Origin of the sequence: Sphingomonas beigongshangi (assembly GCF_016820445.1) — a bacterium.
Lineage (GTDB): Bacteria > Pseudomonadota > Alphaproteobacteria > Sphingomonadales > Sphingomonadaceae > Sphingomonas > Sphingomonas beigongshangi.
In genome coordinates this window covers 39,018-52,698 of the sequence record NZ_JADHDT010000005.1, presented here as the reverse complement: position 1 = coordinate 52,698, position 13,681 = coordinate 39,018, and the positions used below count along the sequence as shown (strand labels likewise).

The window sequence follows — 13,681 nt, the reverse complement described above, 5'->3', positions numbered from 1 at the left end:
GGGCCCGGGGTCATTTCGCATGTCATGGCCATCCGTCAGTCGCGCAACATCTCGCTCACCGCCGAACTCGATCGGTTCATCGATGCCCAGCTCGCCTCCGGCGATTACGGCAACGCCAGCGAGGTGGTGCGGACCGCGTTGAAATTGCTCCGCGATCGCGGCGAATCGGGGCGCATGCCGACCCGGCGCAGCGCTTTCCCGATCGGCGGCGGCGTCTGCGGTCAAATGATCCGCGAGCGCGACTGGAGCCGGACGCCGCTCGGCCCGATCGAGGACTGGTCCGACTCGCTGCGCTGCACGGTGTCCAACATCGTCAACTCACCCGTGCCGAAGGTTCTGATGTGGGGCCCGGACCATGTCATGCTCTACAACGACGGCTATATGGCCATCGCCGGGGCCCACCACCCGAAGGCACTGGGCGGACTCGTACCGGATATCTGGCCGGAGATCTGGGATTGGAACCGCGAGATCCTGCGCCGCGGCTTCGCGGGGGAGGTCATCGCCTATCACGACCAGCCGATGACGCTGATGCGCGACGGGCAGACACCCGAGCATCTGCGATTCGATCTGTTCTACACGCCGATCTTCCAGAGTGACGGGTCGATCGGCGGCGTGATGTGCACCGTGATCGACAATACGGCCCGCGTCGCCGCAGAGGCCGCGGCGACCGCCAGCGCGGCGGAACTCCGCGCCATCACCGACGCGCTGCCGGTGCTGATCTCCTATGTCGACCGCGACCAGATCTATCGCTTCGCCAATCGTTACTATGAGGATTGGATGGGCCTCGACGCCGGCCAGGTGGTCGGACGATCGCTTCGCGAGGTGATCGGCGACGACGTCTATGCGGAGCGGCTGCCGCTGATCGAACGCGCGCTGTCAGGCGAGCCGATCGTGGCGGAAGGGTTGATGCACCATCGCGACGGCACCCCGCGCCGGTCGGAGATCCGCTACCTGCCCCGTATCGACGCGGAGGGCAACGTCGCCGGATTCCACGTCCTCGTCTCCGACATCGAAGAACGGGCGCGCCGCGAGGCGGAGGTGCGCGTCAGCAACGGTCGGTTCCGCGCTGCGATGGAGGCGGTGCACGGCGTCCTGTGGACCAATACGGCGGACGGCCGGATGCAGGGCGCGCAGCCTGGCTGGCAGGCGCTGACCGGCCAGACGGAGGAGGAATATTCCGGCTATGGCTGGAGCGCGGCGGTACATCCGGACGACGCGCAGCCAACCGTGATCGCCTGGGAAGCGGCGGTGGCGGCGCGGTCGATCTTCGTGTTCGAGCATCGCGTGCGGCGACACGACGGCGCCTGGCGCAACTGCCTGATCCGCGCGCTGCCGATCAAGGATGCCGACGGCAGCATCGTCGAATGGGTCGGCGTCCACACCGACATCACCGAGCAGCGCGCCGCGGAGCAGGCGCTGCGCGATCATGCCGACGCGCTGGCGCGGCAGGTCCGCCATCGCGAGCGCGCCGAGGAACAGCTGCGCCAGCTCAACGAAAATCTGGAAGCGCGCGTGATCGCCGAGATCGGCGAGCGCCGCGCCGCGGAAGCCGCGCTGGCGCAGGCGCAGAAGATGGAGACGATCGGCAAGCTGACCGGCGGCGTCGCGCACGATTTCAACAACCTGTTGCAGGTCGTGTCGGGCAACCTCCAGCTGCTGGCCAAGGACATCGCCGGCAACGAGCGCGCCGAACGCCGCGTCGCCAATGCCATGGCGGGCGTGTCGCGCGGGTCGAAGCTCGCCGCGCAGCTGCTCGCCTTCGGGCGACGGCAGGCGCTGGAGCCCAAGGTCGTCAACGTCACCCGCTTCGTCCAGGGCATGGACGACCTGCTGCGCCGCGCGATCGGCGAGGCGATCGAGGTGGAGACGGTGTTCGGCGGCGGCCTGTGGAACTGCTTCATCGATCCGGTGCAGATCGAGAATGCGCTGCTCAACCTCGCGATCAACGCGCGCGACGCGATGAGCGGCCAGGGCAAGCTGACGATCGAGCTCGCCAATGCCCATCTCGACGACGATTACGCGCGGCTGCACGACGAGGTCGAGCCGGGGCAATATGTCATGCTGGCGGTCAGCGACACGGGCACGGGCATGAGCCCGGAAATCATCGACAAGGTGTTCGAGCCGTTCTTCTCGACCAAGAGCGAGGGCAAGGGCTCGGGCCTCGGCCTGTCGATGGTCTATGGCTTCGTCAAACAGTCCGGCGGCCATGTGAAGATCTATTCGGAGGTCGGCGAGGGCACGACGATCAAGCTGTACCTGCCCCGCTCCGCTCAGTCGGAGGACGTCGAGGTCGTCACCGACATCGGCCCGGCGATCGGCGGCACCGAGACGGTACTGGTCGTCGAGGACGATGACGAGGTGCGCGCCACGGTCGTGGAGATGCTGGGCGATCTGGGTTACCGCGTGCTCAAGGCGGTGGACGCGCAAAGCGCGCTCAACGTCATCGAGAGCGGCATTCCGATCGACATCCTGTTCACCGACGTGGTGATGCCGGGCACGCTCAAGAGCCCGGAACTGGCGCGCAAGGCGAAGGAGCGGCTGCCCGACCTCGCCGTCCTCTTCACCAGCGGCTACACCGAGAATTCGATCGTGCATGGCGGCCGGCTGGATGCTGGCGTCGAACTGCTCTCCAAGCCCTATACGCGCGAGGCGCTGGCGCGGAAATTCCGCCACGTGCTCGCCAACCAGCGGCAGCGGACTCAAAGCCTGGAGGCCCGCGCGCTGGCCAGCCCTCCTGCCCCGCTGAGGCCGCAGCCCGCCGGGCGCGGCCAGGTGACGGTGCTGCTGGTCGAGGACGACGAGGTAATCCGCGGCACTACCGCCGAACTGCTGCAGCAGGGCGGCTATGTCGTCGTCGACGCCGCCAGCGCGGAAGATGCGATGACCGCGCTGCAGACGGTGCCGATCGACGTGCTCGTCACCGACGTCAACCTGCCCGGCATCTCCGGCCCGGAATTCGCCACCAGGGCACGGGCATTGCGCAGCGGCATCGGCATCGTCTTCGCGACGGGCGACGTCGGTGCCGTGCCGGCCGAGACGGGGGCCGTCCTGCTGGCCAAGCCCTATGGCCTGGAAACGCTGCAGGCGGCGATCGCCGGGGCGATCGGCCGTCCGGCCGAGGCGGCGGCAACGCCGGTCCGCGAAGCGCGGGACGCGCCGAGGCTGGAGCGCGAGGCCGACTGACCCCCGTCGTCGGTCCCGCTCAGAACCTGAAGCTGACCCAGCCGGCGAGGAAGTCGCTGCTCTTGAAGCCCGCTTCCGTCAGCGCGGGGCCGGCGGCGAGATGCTCGTAGCGCCCCGTTACCGAGACGCGCGGGCTGAGCGTCCACACGGCCTGAAGCCGCGCGACGTCGGCGACCTTGCGCGCGCGGACGTTCTGCGTGCCCGCGAAGGGCTGTCCATTGGCGCGATAGACCGCGTCGGTGACGCTGTCGCGCCAGGTGAACTGATATTCCGCCGTCACGCGCACTTGCCGGAGCGGTGAAACGGTGACGTTCGGCGCCAATGCGACGAGATTGGAGGGCGTCAGGAAGAGGGCGTAGCTATAATAGATGTTGTTGCCGAACGGCGCATAGGCGTCGCGCAGCTTTCCGTCGCCATAGCCGCCGCCCCCGGACGCGTAATCGGCGTGGAACCCGATCCGCGGCGCCGTGGCGGCCCTGCCCAGACGCAGCGTCTGCGCGGCGAAGACCTGCCATGCGTCGATGCGCTGCGCGATATAGGTGCCGTATTGGTGGTTGACGGTCCAGTCGATCGTCAGCGGCCCGGCATCGCCCCACACGCGCGTGCCGACATAATAGCGCGTCGCCGGACCGATCCGCCCGCCCCAGGCACCGACCATGTTGCGCCGCCGCCAGAAGAAGGGATCGACGTAGAGCTTCGACCCGCCGAACCAGTCGCGCGGCACGACGAAGCCCAGCGTCACGCCCGAAAAGCGCCGCGCCGGATCGCTGACATCGTCCTCCGTGCCGAGGTCGCCATAAGCGGTCGGCTTGAGGTCGAACAGGTCGGCGCGTACCGTCCTGCCACGCGCCCAGAGCCTCAGACCGTTGAGCGTGTAGCGGATCGTGTTGTTGTCGCGCTGCGAGACGAGCAGATTGGGGCCGTCGGTGAATTCCTGCCGGCCGTAACGGGCACCAAGCGACACGCCGGCCCCGCCGACATCGACGTCGACATCGCCCTCGACGAAGGCCTGCTGGACGACCAGATCGTTGCGCAGCGTCGCCGCGGGCGCGCCAAGCTCGACGCCGGAGATGCCGCCATGCGCGACCTCGGCAAAGGCGCGCAGGTGCGGCCCTACGTGCAGGTCGGCGCCCGCCACGATCCGGTTGATGTCCTGCCGCTGAGCCCGCGCATCGCGCAGATTCGGGTTGGTGGTGTGGTTGACGCGCAGGCGGAATTCGCCCGACAGCGTCAGATAGACGTCCCCGTCGCCGTCGAGCGGCAGGAACTTCAGCCTGTCGAGCGGATCGTCGCGCTTTTTCGCATCGCGATAGCCGCTCCAGTCCTCCGCCCAGCGCGACAGGTTGAAGCCGTTGGTGGTCGCGCCGTCCCCGGCCGCCGCGGCGGGATAGGACTGGGCGATCGGCGCGGCCGGATTGCGGGTCTGGCCGGCCTCGCTGGGCGCCGCGGTCTGGGCGCGCGCGGCGGTCGCGAGGACGAGCAGGGTGGTGGCGCCGCCGAGGGCGCAGGCGATACGGGACATGAAGGCTCCCTTCCGGGTCGAGGCCTGGCCCGTCCCCGATCAGGGCGACGGGCGGGCGAAGCGTAGCGGCCTATTCCGCCGCGATGGCGTCGGCGGGCAGTTGGTCGACGCGCGGCATCTCGCCGCGCATCGCCGCATCCAGCCGGTCGCGGTCCAGCGCGCCTTCCCAGCGCGACACGACGATGGTGGCGACCGCGTTGCCGATGAAGTTGGTGAGGCTGCGGCATTCGCTCATGAACCGGTCGACGCCGAGGATCAGCGCCATGCCCGCGACCGGAACGCTCGGTACGATCGACAGCGTGGCGGCGAGCGTGATGAAGCCCGCGCCGGTGACCCCGGCCGCGCCCTTCGACGACAGCATCGCGACGCCGAGGAGCAACAATTGCTGACCGAGGGTCAGGTCGACGTTGCACGCCTGCGCGATGAACAGCGCCGCCAGCGTCATGTAGATGTTGGTGCCGTCGAGGTTGAAGCTGTAGCCGGTCGGCACGACGAGCCCCACGATCGACTTGGGACAACCGGCGCGTTCCATCTTCTCGATCAGCGCGGGCAGCGCGCTTTCGGACGAGGAAGTGCCGAGCACGAGCAGCAGCTCCGCCTTGAGATAGGCGATCAGGCGGAAGATCGAGAAGCCCGCGAGATGCGCGGTGACGCCCAGCACCACCAGCACGAACAGCAGCGACGTGAGGTAGAAGGTGCCGACCAGCGCCGCGAGATTGGCGAGCGTGCCGACGCCATATTTGCCGATGGTGAAGGCCATCGCGCCGAACGCACCGATCGGCGCGGCCTTCATCACGATGGAGACGAGCTTGAAGAAGGCGACGGACGCCTGTTCGAGCAACGCCAGCACCGGCTGGCCGCGCTCGCCGATCAGCGCCAGGCTGATGCCGAACAGGATCGCGACGAACAGCGTCTGCAGGATGTTGCCCTCGGTCAGCGCCGAGAGGAAGGTGTCGGGAATGATGCCGGTCACGAAGCCCGTGATCGTCGTGTCATGCGCCTTCTCGGCGAATTCGGCGACCTTCTTCGTGTCGAGCGTCGCGGGGTCGATGTTGAGCCCCGCGCCGGGCCGGACCACATTGGCGACGATCAGCCCGACGATCAGCGCCAGCGTCGAGAAGAACAGGAAGTAGAGGAACGCCTTGCCCGCGACGCGGCCGACCGACCCCAGGTCGCGCATGCCGGCGATACCGGTGACGATCGTCAGGAAGATCACCGGCGCGATCACCATCTTCACCAGCTTGATGAAGGCGTCGCCGACCGGCTTCAGCGCCTCTCCGCTCGCGGGGGCGAAATGCCCCAGCAGCACGCCCGCGATGATCGCGACGAGCACCTGGGCATAGAGATGCGCATACCACGGTCGCGCGGAGGATGGGATCGCGGGTTGAACGGCGGGATCGATCGTCATGGGCCTCTCCTCTCGCGCTGGCCGACTGTCGCGGTCGCTGCGTCTGAACCCGAAGCCTGCCACTCCACCAGACATCCGAAAAGCGCCTGTTACATTTTGTTTTTATCGCTATTTTTCAGTTTCTTGGACAAAGCGGTCGAATGCCTCCCGGCAGATTTCGGCGCATGCCTCGCCCGCAATGTGCAGAAACTTGCCCATGATCTTGTGCCGGGTTATGCCCGATCCATGTCGTCCACCACCCGCCGGGTTGCCGCGGCCGTCGCCGCGATGCTGGTCGCGGGCCTCGTCGCCTGGGCGGCGGGCGCGATCGCCGGCAGCCGTGCCCGCGGCGCGTTCATCGCCAGCCTGTCGGCGGATGCGCGGCTGCGCCAGGCGCTGCTGACGAGCGAGCTGGAGCGGTTCCAGCTGCTTCCCATCGCCCTGGCGGACGATGTCGATGTCCGCGCCGCACTGGCGGGAACGCCGGGCGCCGCGCCGCGGCTCGACGAGAAGCTGGCCATGCTATCCCGCGAAACCGGCGCGGCCGCCATCTACCTGATCGCACCGTCCGGGCATGCGATCGCGGCGAACAACGCGGGCACGGCGCACAGCTTCGTGGGGCAGGACTATCGCTTCCGCCGCTATTACGCCCAGGCGCAACGCACCGGCGCGGCACGGCAGTTCGCACTCGGCACGGTCAGCCGCCGTCCCGGCCTGTACCTGTCGCGCCGCACGCCGGGCGGCGGCGTGGTGGTGGTCAAGCTGGAGTTCGACCGGATCGAGCAGGCCTGGCGCGCCGCCGGCGGCGAGACGTTCGTGACCGACCGCGACGGGATCGTGCGCGTGACCAGCCATCCCGCATGGCGCTTCGCCGCGATGCGGCCGTTGCCCGCCGCACGTGCCGCCGCGGTGCTCGCCGACAGCGGCGTCACCGCGCTGCGCCCTTCCCCGATCCGCGCCGACGATCGCGGCCGCACCCGCGTCGCGGGGATCGACGGCCCGGTCGCGCTGGTCGAGGCGCCGCCCGATGCACGCGGCTGGCGCCTGCATCTCGCGATGGCCGCCGCGCCGGCGGTGCAGCCCATCGTCCGCATCGCCCAGGCGGCGGCCGCCCTGCTGACGCTGATGCTGGCCGGCATCGCCTGGACATGGCGCGCACGGGTCCGGCGGCGCGCGGAGCGCACGCTCGCGCTCGAGGCGGCGGTCAGCGAACGCACGGCGGCCCTGCGCCGCGAGATCGAGGACCGGACCGCGGCGGAGGCGCGCGCGGCCGACCTTCGCGAAAGCCTGCGCCAGGCCAATCGGTTGGCGGCGCTGGGCCAGATTACCGCGAGCGTCGCGCATGAGACGGCGCAGCCGGTCGCGGCCATCCGGACCTATGCCGCCTCCGGCGAACGGCTGCTCGACCGCGGCGAAACCGAGGAAGTCCGCGACAACCTGCAGGCGATCGCGCGTCTGACCGAGCGGATCGGCGCGGTGACGGCGGAACTGCGCGGCTTCGCGCGCAAGGGCAGCGGCGCGATCCAGCCCGTGTCGCTGGTCGAGGTCGTCGACGGCGCGCGCCTAATCCTGAAGGAGCGGCTGCGCGCGATCCGCCTGGACGTGGCGCCCATCCCGGCGGACCTGCGCGTTCTCGCCGGCCGCGTGCGACTGGAACAGGTGCTGGTCAATCTGCTGCAGAACGCGATCGAGGCGCTGGACGGACGGCCTGACGCGCACATCGCGCTGGACCTCGCCTGCGATGCGGAGACCGTCAAGCTGACCGTGCGAGACAATGGCCCCGGCATCGCGCCGGACATCGCCGGCCGCATCTTCACGCCCTTCGCGACCAGCCGCCCGACCGGGCTCGGCCTGGGGCTCGTCATCGCGCAGGACATCATGACCGATCTCGGCGGCGCGCTGCACCTGATGCCCCCGGACGGCAGCGGCGCGGCGTTCCGCGTCACGTTGCGACGCGCGGCATGAGCGAGCCCGCCGTCCGCGTCGCGCTGGTCGAGGACGACGACGACCTGCGCGCGTCGCTGTCGCAGGCGCTGCGGCTCGCGGATTTTACGGTGGACGCCTTTGCCGCCGCCGCGCCCGCGCTCGCCGCGCTCGACGCGGACTATCCGGGCGTCGTCGTCACCGACCTGCGCATGCCGTCGGTGTCGGGACTGGAACTGTTCGCGACGCTGGCGCAGCGCGATCCGTCGCTGCCGGTCATCCTGATGACGGGTCATGGCGACGTCGCCACCGCGGTCGACGCGCTCAAGCGCGGCGCCTGGGATTTCCTGACCAAGCCGTTCGATCCCGAGCGACTGACGGCGAGCGTGGCGCGCGCCGCCCAGACGCGCGCGCTCGCGCTCGAGAATCGCCGGCTGCGCCTGGCCGCCGAGGCGGACGCCGGCGACGGGCTGCTCGGCGAATCGGCCGCGATCCGGCGCCTGCGGACGATGATCCCGGCGCTGGCGGACGCGGACATCGACCTGCTGATCGAAGGCGAGACGGGGACGGGCAAGGAGATGCTCGCCCGTCTGATCCACCAGGCCGGCAAGCGGCGGCGCAAGCGTTTCGTCGCGATCGGCTGCGCCGCCCTGCCCGAGGCCCTGGTCGACGGCGAATTGTTCGCGAGCGTCGGCGCGGGCAGCGTCACCACGGCGGACGGCGGCACTCTGTTCCTCGACGACATCGACCGCGCGCCGCAGCGGCTGCAGGATCGGCTGGCGGCGCTCGTCGAGACCCGCACGGTGCCGGGTCGCGGGCGCGATCCCGTGCCCGTCGACCTGCGCATCATCGCCACCGCGCGCGAGGCCGGCCAGCGCGGCGACCAGGCGATCGATCCCGCCCTGCTCTATCGCCTCGCGGCGGTGCGGCTGCGCCTGCCACCGCTGCGCGAGCGGCGCGAGGACATTCCCCTGCTGTTCGCGCATCTGCTGGCGCGCGCCGCGGCGAGACTGCGCGCGCCCCTGCCGATGCTGAGCGATGCCGCACGCGCGCACCTGCTCGGCCACGACTGGCCCGGTAACGTGCGGGAACTCGCGCATTTCGCCGACCGGCTGGTGCTGGGACTCGACCCGCTCGCGGACGGCGCGCCGAGCCTGGCGTCGGCGGCAACGCTGCCGGAGCGGCTCGACGCCTTCGAGCGCGCGGCGATCGTCGAGGCGCTGGGGGCGACGGACGGGGAAGTCGGCGCGGCGATCCAGCGGCTCGGCATTCCGCGCAAGACCTTCTATTACAAGGTGCAGCGGCTGGGCATCGACCTGCCCGCATTGCGCCGGCGGCGGGCGGGCTGAGGTTCGATTCACCGACGCGGGTGCGGGCCGGCATGGCCGCGCAGCGGTTCCGTCAGAAGCCGAAGCCGCCCTGCGCGCTTTCGAAGGCGAGCAGATGCCGCTTGGCGGCGAGGCCGCCCGCGAAGCCGGTCAGCGCGCCGCCGCTGCCGACGACCCGGTGGCAGGGGATGACGATCGAGATGGGATTGCGTCCGTTCGCGGCACCGACCGCACGGACGGCGGCGGGCGACCCGATCGCGGCGGCGATATCGGCATAGCTGCGCGTCGCGCCGAAGGGGATGGCGGCGAGGGCGTCCCAGACGCGCCGCTGGAAGGACGTGCCCCGAGGGGCGAGCGGCAGGTCGAAGCGACGCCGCGTTCCGGCGAAATAGGCGTCGAGCTGCGCCGCGGCCTCGCGCAGCACCGGATGCGACGCATCGTCGCGTGTGTCCGGCAGCGGCACCCTCGTCGCCTCGCCCGCGTCCGGCCACAGGATCGCGACCAGACCGGCGTCCTCCGCCACCAGCGTCAGCGCGCCGACCGGGGAGGCAACGACATGCCGCGCGAGCGCCGTCATCCGAGGATGTGCATCCACAGCGGCGCGCCCGCCAGGCTCGACGAGCCGCGCAGCTTTTCCAGCGCCTGCGCGACGCAGCGTTCCGGCCCTTCGTGCGTGACGATCGCGACCAGGGCCTTGCCGTCGGCGGTGGTGCCGCGCTGGATCAGGCTTTCGATCGAGACGCCGGCATCGCGCATCGCCGCGGCGATCTCCGCGAGCACGCCGACCCGATCCTCGACGGTGAAGCGCAGATAGGCGCGACCGCGGCGCGCGCCGCTGTCCGCCCGATCCTGCTCGATGAGCGCGGCGGCCGGCATGGCGTAGGGCGGCCCGAACTCGCCGCGCGCGATGTCGATCAGGTCGGCGACGACGGCGCTCGCGGTCGGACCGTCGCCGGCACCGGCGCCCTGGAAGAACAGCCTCCCGACGAAATTGCCCTCCGCCACAACCGCGTTGAGCGAGCCGGTGACATGCGCCAGCGGATGGTCGATCGGCACCAGATGCGGATGAACCCGCTGGAACAGGCCGTGCGGCCCGGATTCCGCGACGCCGACGAGGCGGACCTTGTAGCCGAGCGCGGCGGCTTCCGCGATGTCTGCGGCGATGACATGGCGGATACCGCCGGTGGCGACGTCCGCGAAGGCCGGGCGGGTGCCGAAGGCGATGCTGGCGAGGATCGACAATTTGTGCGCCGCGTCGACGCCGTCGATGTCGAAGCTCGGATCGGCCTCTGCATAGCCCAGCGCCTGCGCCTCGGCGAGGACATCGGCAAAGTCGCGGCCTTCCGCCTCCATCTTGGAGAGGATGAAATTGCAGGTGCCGTTGAGGATGCCGTAGACGCGGCCGATGGCATTCGCCGCCGCGCCTTCGCGCAGGCCCTTGATGACGGGAATGCCGCCCGCCACCGCCGCCTCGAACTTCAAGGGCACGCCCGCCGCTTCCGCCGCGGCGGCGAGCTCGAGACCGTGGTGCGCGAGCATCGCCTTGTTCGCGGTGACGAAGCCACGCCCCGCGCCCAGCGTACGCCGCGCGAGCGTCAGCGCCGGCCCGTCGGAACCCCCGATCAGCTCGACGACCACGTCCGCCCCTTCGAAGGCGGCGAGTTCGGCCGTGTCGTCCACCCAGGCGAAGCGCGACAGGTCGACGCCCCGGTCCTTCGTCCTGTCGCGCGCGGAAACCGCCACGATCTCGATCGCGCGGCCGGCGCGGCGGGCAATGAGGTCGCGATTGGCGTCGAGCAGCCGGATGACGCCGCCGCCGACGGTGCCGAGACCAGCAAGGGCGACGCGCAAGGGTTGATGATCGGTCATTGCGGCCGCCTAGCGGAAAACAACGCCAGATGTCGAGACGGCGCAACCTTGTTTCGTGGATAGGAAGGTTGCGGCGAAGTTCGCCCTCTCTCTCCGCAAGAACGAAACCGGGTGGTGCCGCTCGCTTCCCCAATCCCGTCACCCCCGCCCATGCGGGAATCCAGACCCGGAACGTCCGTTGGAGTCCACCTGCGACGGCAGCGTTTCTGGATCCCCGCCTGCGCGGGGATGAGGGCAGGGGTATTGGCGCTGGCATCGCTGGCGATGGCGAATGCCATCCTGCGCGCGGCACCCGACCCCATGACAAAACCACGCGCGCCCTTGTCGGCACGGCGGCATTCGTGCCACGCATTGCCGCATGACCGACACCCGAACCGCCCCAGAGCGGCCGATCGCCGAGCTCACCGTCCGCGGAATCCTGCTCGGCGGCCTCATCACGTTGCTGTTCACCGCCGCCAACGTCTATCTCGGGCTGAAGGTCGGGCTGACCTTCGCCACCTCGATCCCCGCCGCGGTGATCTCGATGGCGGTGCTGCGCTATCTGCCCGGTGCGACGATCCTCGAGAACAACATCGTCCAGACCGTCGCCTCGGCGGCGGGAACGCTGGCGGCGATTATCTTCGTGCTGCCCGGCCTCGTCATGATCGGATGGTGGAGCGGCTTTCCCTATCTGCTCACCGCGGGCATCACCGCGACGGGCGGCATCCTGGGCGTGATGTTCTCCGTGCCGCTGCGCCGCGCGCTCGTCGTCGACACCGACCTTCCCTATCCCGAGGGTCGCGCCGCCGCCGAGGTGCTGATGGTCGGCGCGGGCAGCCGCGCGGGCGAGGCGGAAAGCGCGCGCGGCCTGAAGCTGATCGTCGTCAACGCGATCGCCTCCGCGGGCTTCGCGATCCTGACGCAGACCCGCATCGTCGCGGCGGAAGCGGCGCACTATTTCCGCGTCGGCGCGGGCGCGACCGGGATCTCGGGCGGCCTGTCCTTCGCGCTGATCGGCGCGGGGCATCTGGTCGGCATTTCCGTCGGCATGGCGATGCTGGTCGGCGTGGTGATCGGCTGGTGGGTCGCCCTGCCCTATCTGACCGCGCTGTCCCCCGCCGCGGTCGGCGTGACCGTAGAAGCCTGGGCAGGCGGCGTGTTCCGCAGCGACGTGCGCTTCCTCGGCGCGGGCGTGATCGGCGTCGCGGCGATCTGGACGCTGCTGAAGATCATCGGCCCCGTGCTCGCCGGCATTCGCTCGTCGATCGCGGCGAGTCAGGCCAAACGCGGCGGCGCGGTTCTCGAGCTTGGCGAGCGCGACCTGCCGATCGGGCTCGTCGGCATCGTCAGCCTGGCGGTGCTGGTACCGATCGCCGGCCTGCTCTGGTCGGTGATCGCGGGCGGGCCGCTGGCCGGATCGGCGGTCGCGCTGATCGCGGGCGCGCTCGTCTTCATCCTCGTCCTCGGCCTCGTGATCGCGGCGGTTTGCGGCTACATGGCGGGCCTGATCGGCGCGTCCAACAGCCCGGTCTCCGGCATCGGCATCCTTTCCGTCCTCGCCGCCAGCCTGATGCTGGTCGGCCTGTTCGGACGCGGCACGCCGCCCGAGACGACGCAGGCGCTCGTCGCCTATGCGCTGATCGTCACCGGCATCGTGTTCGGTGTCGCGACCATCTCCAACGACAATCTGCAGGACCTGAAGACCGGCCAGCTGGTCGGCGCGACGCCGTGGAAGCAGCAGGTCGCGCTCGTCTTCGGCGTGATCTTCGGCAGCCTGGTCGTGCCGCCCGTGCTCGAACTGCTCGCCACCACGCTCGGCTTCCAGGGCGCGCCCGGCGCAGGTCCGAACGCGCTCGCCGCGCCGCAGGCGGCGCTGATCTCCGCGCTGGCCAAGGGTGTGCTGGGCGGCGACCTCAACTGGGGGATGATCGGCGTCGGCGCGCTTGTCGGCGTCGCGGTGATCGCCCTCGACGAGGTGCTGGGCCGGATGGGCAAGCTGCGCCTGCCGCCGCTCGGCATCGGCCTCGGCGTCTATCTGCCGATGGCGGTGACGCTGCCGGTCGTGATCGGCGCGATCATCGGCTTCTTCTACGATCGCTGGGCGGACACCCATGTCGACGCGGAGGGTGCGAAGCGCATGGGCGTGCTGACCGCGACCGGCATGATCGTCGGCGAAAGCCTGTGGGGCGTCGCCTTCGCGGTCATCGTCTACCTGACCAATTCCGACGCGCCGCTCGCGCTGGTCGGCGACGGCTTCGCGACGATCGCGCTGGTCGGCGGCACCATCGCCTTTCTGCTCCTCGTCGCCGCGCTCTATCGCTACACGCGACGCATGGTGACGGCCCGCTGAGCGTCTTTATGCGACGAACGGTGCGGTAGCGCGCGGAACGCCTGCGCGGTTTCGCCGTTCTGCCTTACGAACCCGGTGATCGCCTGCCCTCCCCCCCCCCGGACGGCGATCACCGGGTTCTATCGTATGCGTAGGATCAG

Annotated in this window: 8 protein-coding genes; 4 read left to right on the top strand and 4 right to left on the bottom strand. The window is 70.1% G+C overall.

What is annotated here, in order from left to right; all coding sequences use genetic code 11:
• The first annotated feature begins 24 nt into the window (after positions 1 to 24).
• Complete coding sequence (locus IQ292_RS09755; RefSeq protein WP_203310137.1) at positions 25 to 3,183, top strand: type II toxin-antitoxin system ParD family antitoxin; 3,159 nt, start codon at positions 25 to 27, stop codon at positions 3,181 to 3,183.
• A gap of 19 nt (positions 3,184 to 3,202) precedes the next feature.
• On the opposite strand, the gene IQ292_RS09750 is transcribed toward IQ292_RS09755, so the two are convergent.
• Together IQ292_RS09750 and IQ292_RS09745 are read right to left on the bottom strand one after the other, a co-directional pair.
• Entirely contained in the window at positions 3,203 to 4,705 is a 1,503-nt protein-coding gene (locus IQ292_RS09750; protein ID WP_203310136.1) for an alginate export family protein, read from the bottom strand.
• Between the two features lie 70 nt (positions 4,706 to 4,775).
• On the bottom strand, positions 4,776 to 6,113 hold the full coding sequence (locus tag IQ292_RS09745) for a dicarboxylate/amino acid:cation symporter (protein WP_203310135.1): 1,338 nt from the start codon (positions 6,111 to 6,113) through the stop codon (positions 4,776 to 4,778).
• A gap of 225 nt (positions 6,114 to 6,338) precedes the next feature.
• Here IQ292_RS09745 and IQ292_RS09740 point away from each other — a divergent pair, with 225 nt between their 5' ends.
• Entirely contained in the window at positions 6,339 to 8,057 is a 1,719-nt protein-coding gene (locus tag IQ292_RS09740) for a sensor histidine kinase (protein ID WP_203310134.1), read from the top strand.
• Positions 8,054 to 9,364, top strand: coding sequence for a sigma-54-dependent transcriptional regulator (locus IQ292_RS09735; protein WP_203310133.1), 1,311 nt, complete (start codon positions 8,054 to 8,056; stop codon positions 9,362 to 9,364). Before IQ292_RS09740 ends, IQ292_RS09735 begins: the two co-directional genes overlap by 4 nt.
• Positions 9,365 to 9,416: 52 nt before the next feature.
• Here IQ292_RS09735 and IQ292_RS09730 read toward each other — a convergent pair whose 3' ends face one another.
• Both IQ292_RS09730 and IQ292_RS09725 read right to left on the bottom strand, forming a co-directional pair.
• Complete coding sequence (locus IQ292_RS09730; protein WP_203310132.1) at positions 9,417 to 9,920, bottom strand: methylated-DNA--[protein]-cysteine S-methyltransferase; 504 nt, start codon at positions 9,918 to 9,920, stop codon at positions 9,417 to 9,419.
• Positions 9,917 to 11,212: a homoserine dehydrogenase gene (locus tag IQ292_RS09725; RefSeq protein ID WP_203310131.1), complete on the bottom strand. Its 1,296-nt coding sequence runs from the start codon at positions 11,210 to 11,212 to the stop codon at positions 9,917 to 9,919. The genes IQ292_RS09730 and IQ292_RS09725 overlap by 4 nt, the downstream gene beginning before the upstream one ends.
• 358 nt (positions 11,213 to 11,570) lie before the next feature.
• Between IQ292_RS09725 and IQ292_RS09720 the strand changes: the two genes are divergently transcribed.
• On the top strand, positions 11,571 to 13,541 hold the full coding sequence (locus IQ292_RS09720; protein ID WP_203310130.1) for an OPT family oligopeptide transporter: 1,971 nt from the start codon (positions 11,571 to 11,573) through the stop codon (positions 13,539 to 13,541).
• The last annotated feature ends 140 nt before the right edge of the window (positions 13,542 to 13,681 follow it).

What these genes read in the sequence shown, in the direction of transcription:
- IQ292_RS09755 (WP_203310137.1), top strand. Translation starts at nt 25, where the DNA reads ATGGCCATCCGTCAGTCGCGCAACATCTCGCTCACCGCCGAACTCGAT.
- IQ292_RS09750 (WP_203310136.1), bottom strand. Translation starts at nt 4,705, where the DNA reads ATGTCCCGTATCGCCTGCGCCCTCGGCGGCGCCACCACCCTGCTCGTC.
- IQ292_RS09745 (WP_203310135.1), bottom strand. Translation starts at nt 6,113, where the DNA reads ATGACGATCGATCCCGCCGTTCAACCCGCGATCCCATCCTCCGCGCGA.
- IQ292_RS09740 (WP_203310134.1), top strand. Translation starts at nt 6,339, where the DNA reads ATGTCGTCCACCACCCGCCGGGTTGCCGCGGCCGTCGCCGCGATGCTG.
- IQ292_RS09735 (WP_203310133.1), top strand. Translation starts at nt 8,054, where the DNA reads ATGAGCGAGCCCGCCGTCCGCGTCGCGCTGGTCGAGGACGACGACGAC.
- IQ292_RS09730 (WP_203310132.1), bottom strand. Translation starts at nt 9,920, where the DNA reads ATGACGGCGCTCGCGCGGCATGTCGTTGCCTCCCCGGTCGGCGCGCTG.
- IQ292_RS09725 (WP_203310131.1), bottom strand. Translation starts at nt 11,212, where the DNA reads ATGACCGATCATCAACCCTTGCGCGTCGCCCTTGCTGGTCTCGGCACC.
- IQ292_RS09720 (WP_203310130.1), top strand. Translation starts at nt 11,571, where the DNA reads ATGACCGACACCCGAACCGCCCCAGAGCGGCCGATCGCCGAGCTCACC.